At 68.9% G+C, this 17,807-nt stretch carries 11 protein-coding genes; 1 reads left to right on the top strand and 10 read right to left on the bottom strand.

Going from position 1 to position 17,807, the window contains the following annotated elements; all coding sequences use genetic code 11:
- Positions 1-19: 19 nt before the first annotated feature.
- The 3 genes from OG898_RS01515 to OG898_RS01525 all read right to left on the bottom strand — a co-directional run bounded on the left by OG898_RS01515 (position 20) and on the right by OG898_RS01525 (position 7,457).
- The gene (locus OG898_RS01515) at positions 20-4,459 is read right to left on the bottom strand and encodes a glycosyltransferase (protein ID WP_266954486.1); all 4,440 of its coding nucleotides are present in this window, start codon (positions 4,457-4,459) and stop codon (positions 20-22) included.
- Positions 4,456-5,637, bottom strand: coding sequence for a CDP-alcohol phosphatidyltransferase family protein (locus OG898_RS01520; RefSeq protein WP_250742049.1), 1,182 nt, complete (start codon positions 5,635-5,637; stop codon positions 4,456-4,458). The genes OG898_RS01515 and OG898_RS01520 overlap by 4 nt, the downstream gene beginning before the upstream one ends.
- Before the next feature lie 218 nt (positions 5,638-5,855).
- A complete protein-coding gene (locus OG898_RS01525; RefSeq protein WP_266954489.1) occupies positions 5,856-7,457 on the bottom strand; it encodes a hypothetical protein in 1,602 nt (533 codons plus the stop codon).
- Positions 7,458-7,632: 175 nt separating this feature from the next.
- Between OG898_RS01525 and OG898_RS01530 the strand changes: the two genes are divergently transcribed.
- The gene (locus OG898_RS01530; protein WP_266954491.1) at positions 7,633-8,700 is read left to right on the top strand and encodes an LCP family protein; all 1,068 of its coding nucleotides are present in this window, start codon (positions 7,633-7,635) and stop codon (positions 8,698-8,700) included.
- Between the two features lie 58 nt (positions 8,701-8,758).
- Here OG898_RS01530 and OG898_RS01535 read toward each other — a convergent pair whose 3' ends face one another.
- The 7 genes from OG898_RS01535 to OG898_RS01565 all read right to left on the bottom strand — a co-directional run bounded on the left by OG898_RS01535 (position 8,759) and on the right by OG898_RS01565 (position 17,752).
- Positions 8,759-9,274: a GNAT family N-acetyltransferase gene (locus OG898_RS01535; RefSeq protein WP_266954493.1), complete on the bottom strand. Its 516-nt coding sequence runs from the start codon at positions 9,272-9,274 to the stop codon at positions 8,759-8,761.
- A gap of 22 nt (positions 9,275-9,296) precedes the next feature.
- A complete protein-coding gene (locus OG898_RS01540) occupies positions 9,297-10,811 on the bottom strand; it encodes an amino acid permease (RefSeq protein WP_250742053.1) in 1,515 nt (504 codons plus the stop codon).
- A gap of 101 nt (positions 10,812-10,912) precedes the next feature.
- Positions 10,913-12,829, bottom strand: a complete 1,917-nt coding sequence (gene dxs, locus OG898_RS01545) for a 1-deoxy-D-xylulose-5-phosphate synthase (RefSeq protein ID WP_250742054.1) — start codon at positions 12,827-12,829, stop codon at positions 10,913-10,915.
- 252 nt (positions 12,830-13,081) lie between these two features.
- Entirely contained in the window at positions 13,082-14,353 is a 1,272-nt protein-coding gene (locus tag OG898_RS01550; RefSeq protein WP_250742055.1) for a sugar ABC transporter permease, read from the bottom strand.
- Positions 14,350-15,138 carry an ATP-binding cassette domain-containing protein gene (locus OG898_RS01555; RefSeq protein WP_112447331.1) on the bottom strand — a complete coding sequence of 263 codons (789 nt, stop codon included), beginning with the start codon at positions 15,136-15,138 and terminating at the stop codon, positions 14,350-14,352. The genes OG898_RS01550 and OG898_RS01555 overlap by 4 nt, the downstream gene beginning before the upstream one ends.
- A 165-nt stretch (positions 15,139-15,303) precedes the next feature.
- Positions 15,304-16,407 (bottom strand): substrate-binding domain-containing protein, encoded by a 1,104-nt coding sequence (locus tag OG898_RS01560; RefSeq protein ID WP_250742056.1) that lies wholly within the window; start codon positions 16,405-16,407, stop codon positions 15,304-15,306.
- Between the two features lie 130 nt (positions 16,408-16,537).
- Positions 16,538-17,752: an ROK family transcriptional regulator gene (locus OG898_RS01565; protein WP_250742057.1), complete on the bottom strand. Its 1,215-nt coding sequence runs from the start codon at positions 17,750-17,752 to the stop codon at positions 16,538-16,540.
- Between the last annotated feature and the right edge of the window lie 55 nt (positions 17,753-17,807).

Genomic DNA, 17,807 nt, shown 5'->3' on the forward strand with positions numbered 1-17,807 from the left:
CGTGCGACCTTCACGTCTCTCAGAACTCCCCGAATCCGCGTTCTCCGAAGTGCAGCCGGGCCCGCTCGTCACCCACGAAGTTGGAGTCCATCGTGTCGATGACCTTGAAGGCGCGCTCGCAGTTCGAGGTGTCGCGCAGGATGAAGAAGTCATCCACGCGCTGCTTGTACCGGGGCTCCAGCTGGAAGTTGCGCTCCAGGACGCCGATGATCTCCTGCACCGCGTGGTCGACGGTCCGGCAGGCCGGGCCGAAGCCGTCCCTGTCGATGTCGAAGTACCCGCGCTTGTAGTGCTTGCTGTAGAAGGACTCGTCGTCGAAGTTCGTGTAGACGACCGGCTTGCCCATGTACGCCACGTCGAAGAACACCGAGGAGTAGTCGGTGACCATCATCGAGCACTCGCGCATGGCCAGCTGTACGTCGCGGCCCGTCGAGGACACGATGATCGACGGGTGCTCGATCTTGAAGTGCTGGAGGTAGGGCCGGATCTCGTAGTGCGGCATGAACTCCAGCTCGACCCCGTGGTACTGGAGCGCGGCGAGCAGCCGCTCGTTGCGCAGCAGGGACGAGAAGAAGCGGTAGTACTCGGACGCCGCGAACGGGATCTCGGGCTTGGCCGCCTTGTTGTACGAGGGCGCCACGATGTCGCGGCGCCACGTGGGCATGACCAGGACCCGCCGGAGGCCCGGCACCGGCTCCAGCGCGTCGAACCGGGGCATGCCCGTGGCGGCGACGCGCTCGTAGCCGTAGCCGCAGTGCTCGGCGGTGTAGGACCGCTCGCTGCGGCCCGTGCTGAGGACCATGTCGACGTTGGTGGTCTGCCCGTGGATCGAGGCGACGACGTCGTTGTAGCCCACGCCGTGCCCGAGGAACACGCGCTTGTAGCGCAGCAGGTCGCCGTAGCCGCGCAGGAAGGAGCGCTTGTTGAGGCCCGGGAAGCCGAGGTAGGCCTCCAGGTCGTAGGAGTTGATCAGGCGCTCGGCGTGCAGCAGGTACGCGCGGTGCTTCCACGAGAGCCTGTCGATGACCTGCCCGTACTGGGCGACCTTGTCCCAGTCGTGCGCGTCCCGGTTGATCGAGTAGAAGATCTTGCGCTTGGGCTGGTTCAGCCGGATCCACTTGAAGAGGTGGTAGCTGTTGTCCTGGGCGGTGTCCTCGCGTTCACCGATGATCCAGATGCCCCGGCCGTGCAGGTAGGGGTACGTCAGCCAGTACATGAAGCGGGTGCGCCAGCCGGGACGGCCCGGGAGGGAGTTGCGCAGCTCCTCGCGGAAGCGGTGCATCTTGTCCTTGCGCCGGGCCGAGAAGCCCTTCACCCAGCGTGCGGTGACCCCCTCCTCCTCGTCGATCGACAGGACGAAGCGCTGCTTGCCCGAGGTGTGCACGCCCTTGAAGCGGTGCAGGTTCATGCGGGCCGCGAGCTTGATGTCGTGGTGACGGTCCTCGTCGAGGACCCGGATCACCATGGTCAGCTCGGAGTTGGCCAGCGCGTTGAGCGCGGACGGGCGTGCCGTGGCGCGCCAGCCGGAGAACCAGTCCTGGTTCTTGCGGGTACGCCAGCGGTCGCGGCGGTAGACCTGCTCGACGGGGAGCGCCACCTCGCGGCGTCCGTCGGAGAACACCAGCTGGATGCGGTTGGTGTACTGGGTGTCGATGTCGACGCCGGAGATCACGAGGAGGCCCTCGAGCTGGATCTCGTCGCCCTTCCAGAGGAAGGTCTCCATGACGGCGTTGGACCGCGGGACGCGCAGCAGCTTCGTCTCCACCGGGTCGCTCGCGAGGCGCCGGTAGATGCCTTCGTCGTCGAGGTAGAGCCGGGGCAGGAACTCCGGCGCGCTCAGCGGGTCGGCGAAGAGCTCGAGGTTGCCCGTCACGATCGCGTGGTGCTGGACCTTGGACTGCGGGTGCGTGGCGTACTGCAGGATGATCTCGTCGGGGATCTTGCCGTAGACCGACGCGAGCAGGGGAAGGACCCCGGCGAGCTCCGTCTTGCTCATGATGCGGTGCATGTTGCGCACGTAGGGCTGGAGCGAGCGGACGACGAAGCGGTGGGCCAGGCGGACGACCCGGGGCGGTGCGCCCTGGACCGACGTCAGGACGTACTCGGCCAGCCGGACCCGGTCCACCGCCTTGGCGGGGTCGTTCCAGGGCCGGTCGAAGAGCGAGTTCTGCTTCTCTTCCTCGCGCTCGAAGAAGCGGGCGCCGGGTGCGACGGTCACCGCCTTCGTGAACAGCAGGGCCGGGACGGTGAACCAGTCGTCCTCGAGGCCGTGGCCCGGGCCGCACCGGAAGCCGTGCTCGCGCACGAAGGAGGTCTTGAAGAGCTTTCCGCCGAGCCGGGTCGAGAAGACGAGGTACGGGGCGTCGGCGAGCTTGCGGATGGCGCCCTTGGCGGTGAAGTAGCGCTCCCACGGCTCGTCCTTGCCGAGCCACGGGCCCGGGAAGTTGTCCGCCACGCCGACGACGGCGTCGGCTCCCTTGGTCTTGCGGGCCGCCGTGAGCAGCCGGCCCACGGAGTCCTCGCCGAGGATGTCCCGGGCCCGCGCGAACATCACGTAGGGGGCGGCGACGTACTGCAGGCCGTTCTCGAAGGCGATGCGCGCGCCGAGGCTGTGCTGGGTGACGACCATCGCGTTCGGGTAGTAGGCGGCGAAGGCCGCCAGCTGCTGGGCGGTGGTGTCGTTCGAGCCGTCGTCGACGAACACCACCTGGGTGCCCCCGAAGCTGCCCTGGGCCACGAGGGAGGAGAGGAACTCGCGCAGGTGGTACTCGTCGTTGTGGCACAGGACCACGAGCGCCGCGACGTACTGCTCGGGGGGCTGGACGGGGCCGGTCGGTGTGGCGTCCTGCCACCACAGCCAGGGGGTTCCCCGGTCGGAGGCCTTGGCCTGCAGTTCCTCGGTCTGAGGGCGCAGGCCCAGGTTCCCGCTGATGGTCTCGTAGACCTCGTGGACGCCCTGGGCGGAGGCGTAGCGCAGGCTGGTGGCGTCGAGTCCGCTGATGTTGAGGGCGGTGGAGGCCCGCTCGCCGTCGTGCCGGAGCTGGACGAAGAAGTTCCAGTGCCCCGCGCGGTCGGCCTTGTCCAGGGTGGAGGTGAGGTCGACGGTGGCGTGGTAGCGGATCCAGTCCGCGTCGATCTCCACGCTGGAGACGGGGAAGTGGTAGTCGGTCTTGGAGCTGCGGCGCCGCAGTACCGCGATGAGCTCGACCTTGTCGTCGGGGCGGACCCGGCCGAACTGGTTGCGTATCGCGCCGGCTATGTGCAGTTCGCCGTCGACCAGCTCGACGGAGGTCGCCTGGTTGTAGAGGCGGGATTCGGCGAGCTTCTGGCCGGTCAGGTCGAGCTCGGTGACTTCGAGGAAGCGCTCGGCGTCGGGGTGGCGGAGCAGCGACCCGGACCAGAACACCCGCCCGTCGCGCTCGACGACGTCGGAGCTGATGACGCTGCGGCGGCGCATGTAGTCGGAGGCCGACACGGCGATGTCGACGCGGCCGTGCATCAGGCCGAAGGCGCGCACCCGCTCCATGGGCCCGCACAGCTCGTAGGTGGTGGGCTCCAGGGTGCGCAGGTACGGGGCCACGGCCGCGAGGAACCCGTTGCGGTAGTTGCGGTCGCCGTTGCGGAGCTCGGGGGTGTACAGGCGCAGGTCGTGCGAGAGGAACTTGGCGGCCTTGCGGGCCAGCAGGTCGGGCCGGCCGACGCTGTGCAGGAAGCTGTCGGTGTACTGGTGCACCCGGATGCGGTCGCCGATGCTGCGCAGTTCGTGGCGGCGGTTGGTGATCGAGGGCTGGTCGGACTCCCGCTCGAACATCCACCGGTAGACGGGGGTGGCGAGGATGGTGAACGAGCGCGCGTGGAAGTTCGCGACCGTGGAGAAGTACGTGTCCTCGAAGAAGACGCCCTCGGGGAAGCGGATGCCGAAGTTGTCGAGGTAGTCCCGCCGGTACAGCTTGCCGGCGGCGATCGGGTCCTCGAAGAGCTCCGGCATGGCCCCCAGGCCCCCGACCGTCTGGTCCGCGGGGTACAGCTGCGGCTGCCAGACGGTGATCTCGTCGGTGGCGAGGTTGATGCGCACGACGCGGCCGGCGGTGACCTCGGACCCGGTGACGACGGCGGAGGAGAGCAGGGTCTCGACGGCCTTGAGCGGCAGCTCGTCGTCCGCGTCGAGGAACATCACGAACTGGCCGGATGCCGCTTCGATGCCGTTGTTGCGGGGGGCGCCGCAGCCGCCGCTGTTCTGCGGCCGCTCGATGACGCGGACCCGGGGGTCCTGGGCGGCGAACTGGCGGGCGACGCCCCGGGTGCCGTCGGTGGAGGCGTCGTCGATGACGAGCACCTCGATGCCCCGGTGCGTCTGGGCCACGGCCGACTGGAGTGCGCGGGCGAGGGTCGCGCTCGCGTTGTAGGCCGGAATGACGATCGTGACGCCGTACGGAGAGATGTCGACCGGGAAACTCATCTGGGGTGGCGCTCTCGTTCGGCGTAGTCAGGTCGCTGCGAGTGCTGCGAGGGGATCTGGGCCAGCTGCATCGTGTCGGTCACGCTGCCGGTGAACTGATCCGTGTAGGCCCGCGGAAACGGCTCGAATCCGGGGTCCTCGTAGGGCTCGGGGGCGGGGAACATCTGGGCGGGATCGATCGCGTTCAGGTCGTCCTCGCCGCGGCGCCGGTGGCGTCCTGCGTGCAGGTGCGGGGCGATGGAGCCGGCCCTGGACGGGATGTTGCCCGGGTCGAGGCGTTCCATGGTGCGCGTGAAGTCGCGGGTGGAGAGCCAGAACTTGAACATGATCACGAGCTCGAAGCCGCCCATCAGCACGGCGGACACGGCGGTGGTCCACAGGATGTGGCCGATGACGGGTCCGATGATGAAGATGAACATCTGGAACTCGATGCCGCTGATGAGGTGCGGCCGGATGCGGCTCTGCACCAGGGCGTGGCGGAACCGTGCGTACCAGGGGAAGCTCTCGCGGAACTGCTGGTGGAGGTCGATGACCTCGGCCTGCTCGACCTGCGCGGTCTCCCGCTTGATTTCGTCGGCCTGCCCGAGGGGGTTCTCCCGCAGGAGGTCCTCGATGAAGACGACCTTCCGCTCCTCCTCCTCGATGCCCTCCTCGGCCTGGCGGGCGAGGGTGACGGCCTCGATCTTGTTACGCATGGACATGCGCATCTTGTAGATCTGGAGGGCGTCGACGTAGCGGAGCATGTCGAGGAAGATCACGACGAGGGCCGCGAGGAGGTAGACCTCTTCGTCGTGCTGCAGGAACTGCCCGCCCATGAGGGCCAGCGCGCAGAAGAGCACACGGATGCGGTCGAAGACGTAATCGAGCCAGCCGCCGAAGATGGTGCCGTTGCCCTTCAGGCGGGCGAGCTTCCCGTCGATGCAGTCGAGGATGAAGCTGATGTGGTACAGCCCCGCGCCGATGCAGAGGGAGAGCCAGTCGCCCTGGAGGAAGAACCAGGCCGAGCCGAGGCCGACGTAGAGCGCGGCCCACGTCACGCGGTTGGGCGTCACGAAGTTCCAGCGCGCGAAAACGCAGACGAGGCGGGTCGCGATCGGATCGACCAGAAGGACCGTCCACCAGGCGTCCCGTTTCTTGCACGTGAGCTTCTGGACGGCCTTCAGTGACAGCTTGGACATAACCCCTCAGTCGTCAACGGCGCGAACCTGGTCACCAGAGCGCCTGCGCCCACCCCACGAGACACGAAAGCGAGCGCCGCCCCCGTGACGCCGAACGTTCACCTATGGTCCAGGTAAATGGGCGCTGAATGACCATAACAAGTCGCGCGTGGCGCCATCCAGCACGCAAGGCGACCATTGCCGTGCTTAAACCTGCATATCCAGGACTTAAACGATCCTTAGTGGACAGTCCACGGAGTGAACTCCAAGCCCTGAGATCCCAGTTGTTGGCGCGCCACGCGGAGCGTTCCGTCCATTCCCACTGTGGCGATCACCACACGGCCCCGGCTGTCGAACGCCGCGGCGGGCGGAACCACCGAGGGCTCCCCGGATTCCTCCCACCACACCCCGATGTCCGGTCGCCCGTCCGGGTGCGCGCCGATGGCCGTCACTCCCCCGGCGCCCTCGCGCACGAGCACGGTGCAGCCCCAGCCCTGGATGTCGGCTCCCGCCACCCCCGCGACCGGCCCGAGCCCCTCCGGCCCGCCGAGCCCTATGGGCACCTGCGCGCCCGGCCACCAGACGCAGACCTCGTTGCTCCCCGCGTAGCGGAACCGCACGACTCCGCTCTCGGGGGCCACCGAGAGGCTGCCCGGGTACGGGCTCACGGGGATCCGCCGGTTCTCCACCCAGGCCGCCTTCACGTCCTGCTGGAAGAAGTGCCCCGCGGACGCGGTGTCGCGCGCCCTCGCCACCATGTGCACACCGCCCTGCGCGGCCGGGAAGGCGACCAGCTCGTCGGCCACCCGCAGCCCGCCCAGCGCTTCCCAGCCGGTCATCCGGCCCTTGGGGGTCTGCCGCCGCACGCTGACGCTGTGCCCGAAGTTGCGCACGAACACGTGCAGGACGCCGTCCGCGTCGAAGGTGGCCACGGGGAAACCGGTTTCCCGGGCCTTGTGCCAGCTCGCCGCGTTGGGATTGCCGACGGTGGTCCAGGGGCCGAGGGGCCGGCCCGTCTGGTACTGGGCGGCGTACACCACCTCGACGTCGGAGCCGCTGTCCTTGCGCTTGGTCCGGCTCAGGCCGATCAGGTACGCGTAGCCCTCGGGACCCCGCAGCACGGTCAGTCCCGGCATCAGTTCCGGGCCCTGGAGCAGTTCCGGCCCGCTCCAGCCTTCGGCCTCGGTGCGTCCCTCGGTCCAGCGGACCACGCCGGCAGCCGTCGGCAGGTAGGCGGACAGCCGCCCGTCCTTGCCGGCGAGCAGCCACTGGGTCGGCCTGGGGTAGCGGGAGCAGGCCGCGGCGGGCAGCGCGGGGTCGGCGCCGGCCCGGCGGCAGTCCACGAACACCGGGGTGCCGACGGCGAGCTGATAGCGGCGTGCGGCCCTGAGCGTGCTGCGCGCCACCTGACCGCGCGCGGCCGGCTCGCTGACGATCGGGAGTTTGCTCTCGCGGTCGACGTCGGTGTGCACGGGGTCGGGATCGAGGGTGCGGACGCGCACGGGTTCGATCTCATGGAGGACGTCGAGGATCTGGCCCGTGAGGTTGCCGTCCGCCGCGTACAGGAGGAACGGTTCCCCGGGGAATCTGCACCCGCGCCGCTTCGCCTGTGCCACGGCCGCTTCCATCGCACGCTGCTCGGCGGCGGCGGCGCCGTCGAGCCAGACCAGTTCGATGACCGATCCGGCCGGTTCCGAGTTGATCAGGGGTACGGCGTCGGCGGGGCCGGCGACGACGATGACCACCGCGGAAGCCCGGCCTGACTGCGAAGGGGAACCCTGCTGAAGCTGCTCGCGCGAGGCGTCACCGCGTCGCGCACGACGTCCGGCATTTCGGGCCATGGCTCCCACTCCCCCTCCCCCGCGTTGTGGGGACTCCGGTATTTTCCGCATCACGGCCGACCAGGAGGACGATAAGCGCACTCCCATTCGACTTGGAAATCTGCTTATAGTGCAGCGGCATCCGGCCACCCTTGCCCGCTGCCCTCCGACCCAGGGCCCCGAGGATTCGAGCAGTATGACCCAAGACACCACCGTACGCAGTCGTCGGCGAGCCGGAGGGCGCGGGGTGCGTCCGCGCAGACGACGCGTCCTGAGGATCGTCCTCCTCGTACTGGTCCTGCTGCTGCTCGGCGCCGCCGGCACCGGCTGGTGGGCATACAACCACCTCAACGGGAACATCGACAGTGTCGACCTGGACCAGGCGATCGGTGTCGACAACCGGCCGGCGAAGGTCCCGGACAGCGGGCAGAACATCCTGGTGCTCGGCTCCGACTCGCGCGCCGGCGCCAACGGTGAGCTCGACCACGGCGACGTCAGCGGCTCCCGCTCGGACACCAACATGCTGGTGCACATACCCGAGGGCCGTAAGAAGGCCACCGCGATCAGCATCCCCCGCGACACCCTCGTGACGCGGCCGGAGTGCAAGGACAAGAACGGCAAGTCGATCGCCGGCGCGAACCGCATCATGATCAACAGCATCATCGGCACCGGCGGCCCGGCCTGTGTCGTCAAGACGGTCGAGCAGATGTCCGGCGTCCGCGTCGACCACCTGGTGAAGGTGGAGTTCGCCGGCTTCAAGGAGCTGGTGGACGCGCTCGGCGGGGTGGACGTGACCCTCGACAAGCCCATCAAGGGCGGTCTGAACCTCGACGCGGGCACGCACCGCCTCAACGGCACGGACTCGCTCAAGTTCGTTCGTACCCGCCACGGTTACGGGGACGGCAGCGACCTCGGGCGCATCGACCTCCAGCAGAAGTTCATGATCGCGATGCTGTCCGAGATCAAGAAGCAGGACGCGCTCAGCAACCCGGCCCGGCTGTACAAGCTCGCCGATGCCGGCACCAAGGCGCTGACCACGGACGCCGAGCTCGACTCCCTCAAGGGCCTGTCGGACTTCGCCCAGAGCATGAAGGGCGTGGATCCGGAGACCATGGAGACGATCATGCTTCCGGTCGCCTACGACAAGATCGACGAGAACCGCGTGGTCGCCGTGGAGCCGCAGTCCGGCCAGCTCTGGGACGCCCTGCGCAAGGACCAGCCGATCCCGGCCTCGGCGAAGAAGTCCCCCGCCACCGGCGGCTGACCCTCCCCGCTCACCGCTCGTAGCCCCGGCCCCCGATGGGCGCCGGGGCTCATCGGCGTTACGAGCCGTCGCCGCGCAGCACCACACGCCAGTCACCGCTCGCGTGCCACTGCCCCGGCGGGTACTCGAACTGCACCTCGCCGAGGAGTACGAACCCGGCCGCGCGGCACACCGCGTTGGACTCGGTGTGCTCGACGGACGGGAAGGCGTGCAGGTGGCGGCGGGTGCCGTGGACGCCCGCGTGGGCGACGAGCGCCCGGGCCGCGCGGGCCGCGAGCCCCCGGCCCTGGAACTCGGGGAGGATGCCCCAGCCGGTTTCATAGACCTCCTCGTCCTGCCAGAGCCGCTCCCAGAAGCCGATGCTGCCCACGGTCTCCCCGTCGGCCACGACCCGGAACATCCGCCCGGCCTCCGGCTCCCGGGCGCTCAGCTCCAGGTAGCGCCGGTGCCGGTCCCGGAGCTCGGCCTCGGTCTCCGGGCCGCCCAGGTGCTCCTTCATGGCCGGCTCGTTCTTGCGCAGCAGCAGCCAGAAGTCGTCTTCCGACCAGGGTTCCAGTCCCACGGTGATCTCCATGCCCTCACCGTACGCAGCAGGCTCAGCGCCCTTCCCGCGCGGGATTGGGTGTCATCCCCTCGCCACGGCCCAGCCGGCTGTGCTGCTTCCCGTAGAGGAAGTAGACGACGAAGCCGATCACCATCCAGATCCCGAAGCGCAGCCAGGTCTCGGCCGGCAGGTTCAGCATCAGCCAGACCGACGCGGCGATCGACACGATGGGCACGAACGGCACCCACGGGGTGCGGAAGGACCGGTGCAGGTCGGGCCGGGTGCGGCGCAGGACCATCACGCCGAGCGCGACGACGACGAAGGCGAAGAGGGTGCCGATGTTCACCAGGGTCGCCAGCTCGTTGATGCTGGTGAATCCGGCGACGATGGCGATGATCACGCCGAGCAGGATCGTCGGCCGGTAGGGCGTACGGAACTTCGGGTGGGTCCGCGAGAAGAAGCGCGGCAGCAGGCCGTCGCGGCTCATCGCGAAGAACACCCGGGTCTGGCCCAGCAGCAGGATCATGCACACGGTGGTCAGGCCCACGGCGGCGCCGAAGCTGATGATGCCGCCGTAGACCGGATGGCCGGCGGATTTGAAGGCGTCGGCCAGCGGGGCGCTGACGGAGAGCTCCTTGTAGTTCTGCATGCCGGTCACCACGATCGACACTGCCACGTAGAGCACGGTGCAGATGATCAGCGAGCCGAGGATGCCGCGCGGCATGTCCCGCTGCGGGAGCTTGGTCTCCTCGGCGGCGGTGGCCACCACGTCGAAGCCGATGAAGGCGAAGAAGACCACGGAGGCGGCGGTGAAGATGCCCATGACGCCGAAGTTGGTGGGCTCGTAGCCGAAGAGCAGCTGGACGAGCGGGGCATCCAGTCCGGAGCCGCCCGTCTGCGGTTCGGCCGGCGGGATGAACGGCGTGTAGTTGGACTTCGTGATGAAGAACAGGCCCGCGATGATCACGATGAGCACCACCGTGACCTTGATCGCGACGACCACCGCCGTGATCCGCGCGGACAGCTTCACCCCGACGACCAGGATCACGGTCAGGACCAGGACCAGGACGAAGGCGAGCAGGTCGAAGTGGCCGCCCGGAACGTCGGGTCCCTGGAGCGAGGCGGGCAGGTGGAGGCCGGCGTTGTCCATGAGCGAGCGGACGTACCCCGACCAGCCGACGGCGACGACCGCGGTGCCGAGCGCGAACTCCAGCACGAGGTCCCAGCCGATGATCCAGGCGGGCAGCTCGCCGATGGAGGCGTACGAGAAGGTGTACGCGGATCCGGCCACCGGGACGGTCGAGGCGAACTCCGCGTAGCACAGGGCGGCGAGCGCGCACACGACGCCGGCGGCGACGAACGCGAGGGCCGTGGAGGGTCCGGCGGTCTCCTTGGCGACCTTGCCCGTGAGGACGAAGATGCCGGTGCCGATGATCACGCCGACGCCGAAGACGGTCAGGTCCCAGGAGGAGAGCGACTTCTTGAGCGCGTGTTCCGGCTCTTCCGTGTCGAGGATCGATTGTTCGACTGATTTGGTACGGAAGGGACCGTTCAGGTTCCTACTCACCGACGCACCTCCGCAGGAGAGACCGCATCGAAACGAAACGGGCCGGAAGGCCCACCCTTCAAGGGTGAACCTCCCGGCCCGTGACGTGCAACCGCAGATGATCAGTCGACGGCGGCGGCCGGCTCGCTGTCGTAGCGTCCGTCCAGCTTGGCCACCAGGCCGGTGACCTGCCGCGCGATGTCCGGGGCGGTCAGACCGATCTCGGCCATGACCTCCTTGCGCGTGGCGTGGTCCAGGAAGCGCTGCGGAATCCCGAAGTCACGCAGGGGTACGTCGACGCCCGCGTCCCGCAGTGCCTGCGCGACGGCGGAGCCCACACCGCCGGCGCGGCTGTTGTCCTCGACGGTGACGACCACGCGGTGGCGGTCGGCGAGCGGGGCCAGGGCCTCGTCCACCGGCTTGACCCAGCGGGGGTCGACCACGGTCGTGGAGATGCCCTGCTTGTCGAGCAGGTCGGCGATCTCCAGGCACATCGGGGCGAGTGCGCCGACCGAGACGAGCAGTACGTCCGGTCGGGTGACCTCGTCGGCCGGACGGCGCAGCACGTCCATGCCGCCGATCCTGCCGACGGCCGGGACGGCCGGGCCGACGACGCCCTTGGAGAAGCGCACGACGGTCGGCGCGTCCTTCACCAGGACGGCCTCGTTCAGCTGGGCGCGCAGCTGCTCGGCGTCGCGCGGGGCGGCCAGGCGCAGGCCCGGGACCACCTGGAGGATGGACATGTCCCACATGCCGTTGTGGGAGGCGCCGTCGGTTCCGGTGACACCGGCGCGGTCCAGGACGAAGGTGACCCCGCACTTGTGCAGGGCCACGTCCATCAGGACCTGGTCGAAGGCGCGGTTGAGGAAGGTCGCGTACACCGCGAAGACCGGGTGGGCGCCGCCGGAGGCCAGGCCCGCCGCCGAGGTGGCGCCGTGCTGCTCGGCGATGCCGACGTCGAAGATCCGGTCCGGGTAGGCGTCGGCGAACTTCTTCAGGCCGACCGGCTGGAGCATGGCCGCCGTGATGGCGACGATGTCCTTGCGCTCCCTGCCGAGCTTGACCATCTCGTCGGCGAAGACGGAGGTCCAGCTGGCGGCGTCCGTGGAGACGGGCAGGCCGGTGTCCGGGTGGATCACGCCGACCGCGTGGAAGCGGTCCGCCTCGTCCTGGACGGCCGGCTCGTAGCCACGGCCCTTCTGGGTGAGGCAGTGCACGATGACCGGGCCGCTGAAGCGCTTGGCGCGCTGGAGGGCCGATTCCAGGGCCTCGATGTCGTGGCCGTCGATGGGGCCGATGTACTTCAGGCCCAGGTCCTCGAACATGCCCTGCGGGGCGATGAAGTCCTTGAGGCCCTTCTTGGCGCCGTGCAGGGTCTCGTAGAGGGGCTTCCCGACGACCGGGGTGCGCTCCAGGAGGTCCTTGCCGCGGGCCAGGAAGCGCTCGTAGCCGTCCGTGGTGCGCAGGGTGGCCAGGTGGTTCGCGAGGCCGCCGATGGTGGGGCCGTACGAGCGCTCGTTGTCGTTGACGACGATCACCAGGGGGCGGTCCTTGGCGGCCGCGATGTTGTTCAGCGCCTCCCAGGCCATGCCGCCGGTGAGGGCTCCGTCGCCGATGACCGCCGCGACGTGGTGGTCCTCCTTGCCGAGCACCTCGTTGGCCTTCGCGAAGCCGTCGGCCCAGCCCAGCACGGTGGACGCGTGCGAGTTCTCGATCACGTCGTGCTCGGACTCGGCGCGCGAGGGGTAGCCCGACAGGCCGCCCTTGGTGCGCAGGCCGCCGAAGTCCTGGCGGCCGGTGAGCAGCTTGTGCACGTAGGCCTGGTGCCCGGTGTCGAAGAGGACCTTGTCCTTGGGCGAGTCGAAGACCCTGTGCAGAGCGATCGTCAGCTCGACGACACCGAGGTTGGGGCCGAGGTGCCCGCCGGTCTTGGAGACGGCGTCGACGAGGAAGGTCCTGATCTCTGCGGCGAGCCGGTCGAGCTCCTCCTGGCTGAGCCGGTCCAGATCGCGCGGTCCCTTGATGCGGGTCAGCAGCACCCGTGCCTCCTTGCAGTCGCTTGCTGGTCTGCCGAGTCTAATCTTCGCCGCTTGGGCGTCAGTGAAGCGCGGTCCCGGTCAGGTCACACCTTTGTCATACCTGTACACATCAGTACGGAGTCACACCCCCCAAAAGGGGTAATACCCGCACATTCGCGCGTACACGCCTACGCACAGGTGCCCGGCACCACAGGAAGTGGCACCGGGCACTGTGACGGTTCTTACCGCCGCGTCACGCTCCGCGCACGCCGGTCAGGCGCGCCCGGCCGTCTTCTGCGTCTTGCGGGTGACCGAGTCGATCACCACGGTGGCGAGGAGGACCGCGCCGGTGATCATGTACTGGATCGGCGTCGCGATTCCCTCCAGGGCCAGACCGTACTGGATGGAGGTGATGACCATGACGCCGAGGAGGGCGTTCCAGGTCCGGCCGCGGCCGCCGAAGAGGCTGGTGCCGCCGATGACGGCCGCCGCGATCACGTTCATCAGCAGGTCGCCGGCGCCGGCGCTCTGGTTCGCCGCCGCGATCTTGGAGGCCCAGAAGAGGCCGCCGATCGCCGCGAAGGTGCCGGCGATCGCGAAGACCGTGATCCGGACCCGGTTGACGTTGATGCCGGCGCGCCGGGAGGCCTCGACGCTGCCGCCGAGGGCGAAGACCTGGCGGCCGAAGGTGGTGCGCCGCAGGACGAAGTCAGTGGCGACCAGGGCCAGCACGAAGAGCACGATCGCCAGCGGCAGGCCCTTGTACTGGTTGAACACGTAGGCCGGGCCGAAGGTGAACACCGCGAGGAGCCCGGTGCGCAGCAGGATCTCGCCGAGCGGGCGGGAGGGCACGCCTGCGGCCGCGCGGCGCCGGTTGTCGGAGAACGTGGCGAGGAAGTACCCCACCACGGCGAGGGCGGCGAGCCCGTAGCCGACGGCCACGTCCGAGAAGAAGTACGTGGTCAGCTGCCCGACCACGCCCTCGGAGTCGAGGTTGATCGTGCCGTTGCTGCCCAGGATCTGCAGCATGGCGCCGGACCAGAAGAGCAGGCCCGAAAGGGTGACGGCGAAGGCGGGGGCGCCGATCTTGGCGAAGAAGAAGCCGTGGAGGGAGCCGATCAGGGCACCTCCGGCGATCGCCGCGAGGATGGACAGCCATTCGTTGACGCCGTTGGTGACCGAGAGGACCGCCACGATCGCGCCCGAGACGCCGCTGACCGAGCCGACCGAGAGGTCGATCTCGCCGAGCAGCAGGACGAAGATGATGCCGACCGCCATCATGCCGGTGGCCGTCATCGTGATCGCGATGTTGGTGAGGTTCTCGGCGCCGAGGAAGTTGGAGTTCAGCCCCTGGAAGATGCTCCAGATGATGATCAGGCCGAGGACGACGGGTACGGAGCCCAGGTCGCCGGCCTTCAGCTTGCGGCCGAACTCGTTCACGTATCCGGCGAAGCCCTGCTCGCGTACGAGCAGGCGGGGGTCCACGGCCGGTATGGCGTCGTGGGCGGCCGCCGGATTGACGGGGTCTATGTGCTGGGTGCTCACTTGCGGGCCTCCCCGGTGCGGGCCGCCCGGCGGGTCACGGCGTTGTCCGTGGCCCCGGTGATGGCGGAGATGATCTCTTCCTGCGACGTGTCCTTCACGGAGAAGACGCCGTTGTTGCGGCCCAGCCGCAGGACGGCCACCTTGTCGGCCACGGCCTTCACGTCGGCCATGTTGTGGCTGATGAGGATGACGGCGTGACCGCGCTCGCGCAGCCGCTCGACCAGGTCGAGCACCTGTGCGGTCTGCTCGACGCCGAGGGCGGCGGTGGGCTCGTCGAGGATCACGAGCTGGGGCTCGCCCAGCATGGAGCGGGCGATCGCCACGGTCTGGCGCTGACCGCCGGAGAGCGAGGCGATGGGGATGCGGACGCTGGGGATCCGGATGGACAGGGTGGTCAGGAGCTCGCGTGCGCGCCGCTCCATCTCCACCTCGTCGAGGATGCCGCGGCGCTTGAGCTCGCGGCCCAGGAAGAGGTTGCCGACGACGTCGATGTTGTCGCACAGCGCGAGGTCCTGGTAGACCGTCGCGATGCCCAGGTTCTGGGCGTCGTGGGGCTTGGTGATCGAGACCGGACGGCCCTCCCACTCGATGACTCCGTCATCGATGGGGTGCACGCCGGCGATCGTCTTGACCAGCGTGGACTTACCGGCGCCGTTGTCGCCGACGAGGGCGACCACCTCGCCGGAGTGGATCTCGAGTTCTACGTCGGTGAGGGCCTGAACGGCACCGAACCGCTTCGAGACCCCTCGCAACGCCAGTACGGGCGCAGCGGACACATGAACCATCTCCTTGCCGCCTGACCGGCGGGGATGTCGTACAAAAAGAGCAGGACCACGGGGGAAAGCGAGAGAAACGTTTCTGTTCTGTCCGGCGCCCCGCCGGTGGCGGGATGGAGGCGGGAGCGCCGGACAGGCACGGGGGCCGGCTCGGGTGACCGAGCGGCGGGGGCCTTACTTCAGGCCGGCGGCGGCGCAGGCGGCCGCGTACTTGTCGGTGCAGATCTCGTCGACCGTGTAGACGTTGTCGCGGATGACGGTGTCCTTCACGTTCGCCTTGGTCAGCGAGACGACCGGGATCAGCAGGGACGGGACGCCCTTGGTGGTGGGGCTGTCGACCTTGGCGGTCGCGGTGGTCGCGATCGGCTCACCCTTGGCGAGGGCGACGGCCATCTTCGCGGCGGCCTCGGCCTCGGGGGCGTACGGCTTGTAGACGCTCATGAACTGCTCGCCCGCGACGATCCGCTGCACACCGGCGAGTTCGGCGTCCTGGCCCGTGACGGGGGGCAGGGGGGACACGCCGGCCGCCTTGAGGGCGGTGATGATGCCGCCGGCCATGCCGTCGTTGGCGGAGTAGACGCCGATGACCTTGTCCTTGCCGAGCGCCGAGAGGGCGGCCGCCATGTTGGTGTTGGCGTTCTCCGGCTTCCACTCGACGGTGTCGTACTCCTTGCCGACGTTCACGTTGCCGTCGAGGACGGAGTGCGCGCCCTTCTTGAACAGCGCGGCGTTCGGGTCGGTGACCGAGCCGTTCATCATGACGATCTGGCCGTCCTTGGCCTTGGCGCCCAGGGCCTCCAGGAGCGCCTTGCCCTGGACCTTGCCGACCTCTTCGTTGTCGAAGGAGGTGTAGGCGTCGATCGGGCCCTCGGCGAGGCGGTCGTAGGCCACGACCGGGATGCCGGCCTCCTTGGCCTTCTTGACCGAGCCGGCGATGGCCTTGGAGTCCACCGCGTCGATGATCAGGACGTTCACCTTGTTGGTGATCATCGTGTCGACCTGCGAGTTCTGCGTGGTCGCGTCCTGCTTGGCGTTGGCGTAGACGACCTCGCCCTTGCCCGCGGTCAGGTCCTTGACCGCCTTCTCGATGAGCGGCTTGTCGAACTTCTCGTAACGCGCGGTCTGGTTCTCCGGCAGGAGCAGCCCGACCTTGATCGCGCCGCCCTTGACTGCGCCGGTGGCGTTGTCCTTCTTGTCCCCGGACTCCTTCGCGCTGCCACAAGCGGCGAGCGAGACGGCCATGGTTCCGGCGGCAACGGCGACGGCAACTCTGCGCATACGCGTGTTCATTACTTGAACCTCCCTGACGAGGCCGCAGCACTGCGGCCGAGGTGGATGTGAGTCAACCCCGGCCGCGAGTTTGTCGTCAAGGAGTGAATGCTTAACGAGATGACAACGACGCCATTCGTTATCTAGCTGAAGACAAGACGGCGGGAGCTCGCACTCCACTTCCATTTTCCGCCAAAAGCGTCGAATCGCCCATCTCACTCAGAACGAGGGCCAGCGCACCCAGCACCTCGGCGCGTCCGCCCAGCGACCCCGTGAGCACCGACAACTGTCGGGCGGCACTGGGAATCGCGTACCTCCCCACGGATTCACGGATGGGAGCCAGCACCAGTTCACCGGCGTCCGCGAGCGAGCCGCCCAGGACCACCCGGCTCGGGTTCAGGAGGTTGCACAGGCTGGCCACGCCGCTGCCGATGTGGCGGCCCACGTCCGTGATGACCCGACGGCAGCCGGGGTCCCCGTCGCGGGCCAGCTCCACCACCCGCTCCATCGTCAACTCCGGTCCGTGGCTGCCCTGCAGGAGCGGCAGCACGTACCGGGCGGCGGCGAAGGTCTCCAGGCAGCCGCGGTTGCCGCAGCGGCAGACCGGGCCCGATTCGTCCAGCGTGATGTGCCCGATCTCGCCCGCGGTGCCGCCGGGTCCGCGGTAGATCTGGCCGTTGATGACCAGCCCCGCGCCGACGCCGCTGGCGACCTTGATGTAGGCCAGGTCCTTCACTCCCCGGCCACTCCCCCAAACGAGTTCACCGAGGGCTCCGAGGTTCGCGTCGTTGTCCACGTAGACCGGTACGCCCAGGCGCTGCGAGAGCTCGCGGCGCGGGTTGATCCCGGCCCAGCCCGGCAGGATCGCGGTGGACCCGAGGGTGCCGGACTCCACGTCGATGGGGCCCGGTACGCCGAGCCCGACGCCGATGACCTTGTCGCGACCGATCCCGATGCCCTCGACGAGCCGTCCCACCAGGGCTTCCGCCCGGTCGAAGCCGTCGACCCAGGAGGCGTCCACGTCCAGCGGCTCGGACTCCTCGGCCAGCACCTGGTGGGCCAGGTTCCCCACGGCCACCCGCAGATGGGTGTGGCCGAAGTCGACGCCGATCACGATGCCGGCGTCCCCGCTGAGCGAGACGCTGCGCGCCCGCCTGCCGCCGGCGGAGGTGTCCGTGACCTCGACGGTCCCGGCCTCCTTCAGTTCCCGGACGATATTGGAGACCGTGGCCGCCGACAGTCCGGTGCTCCGGGCGATCTCCGCCTGGGTCAGCGAACCGGCGAGCCGTACCGCCCGTACGACGCGCTCCAGATTGGCGCGATGCAGTGAGGACTGCGATCCGGGAGTCTGCACGACTCATTCACTCCTGCCCATAAGCAACGGCAAGCCGTCGCCCCCCGGCCGGGGC

The sequence above is a fragment of the Streptomyces sp. NBC_00193 genome (genome assembly GCF_026342735.1).
Lineage (GTDB): Bacteria > Actinomycetota > Actinomycetes > Streptomycetales > Streptomycetaceae > Streptomyces > Streptomyces stoeckheimensis.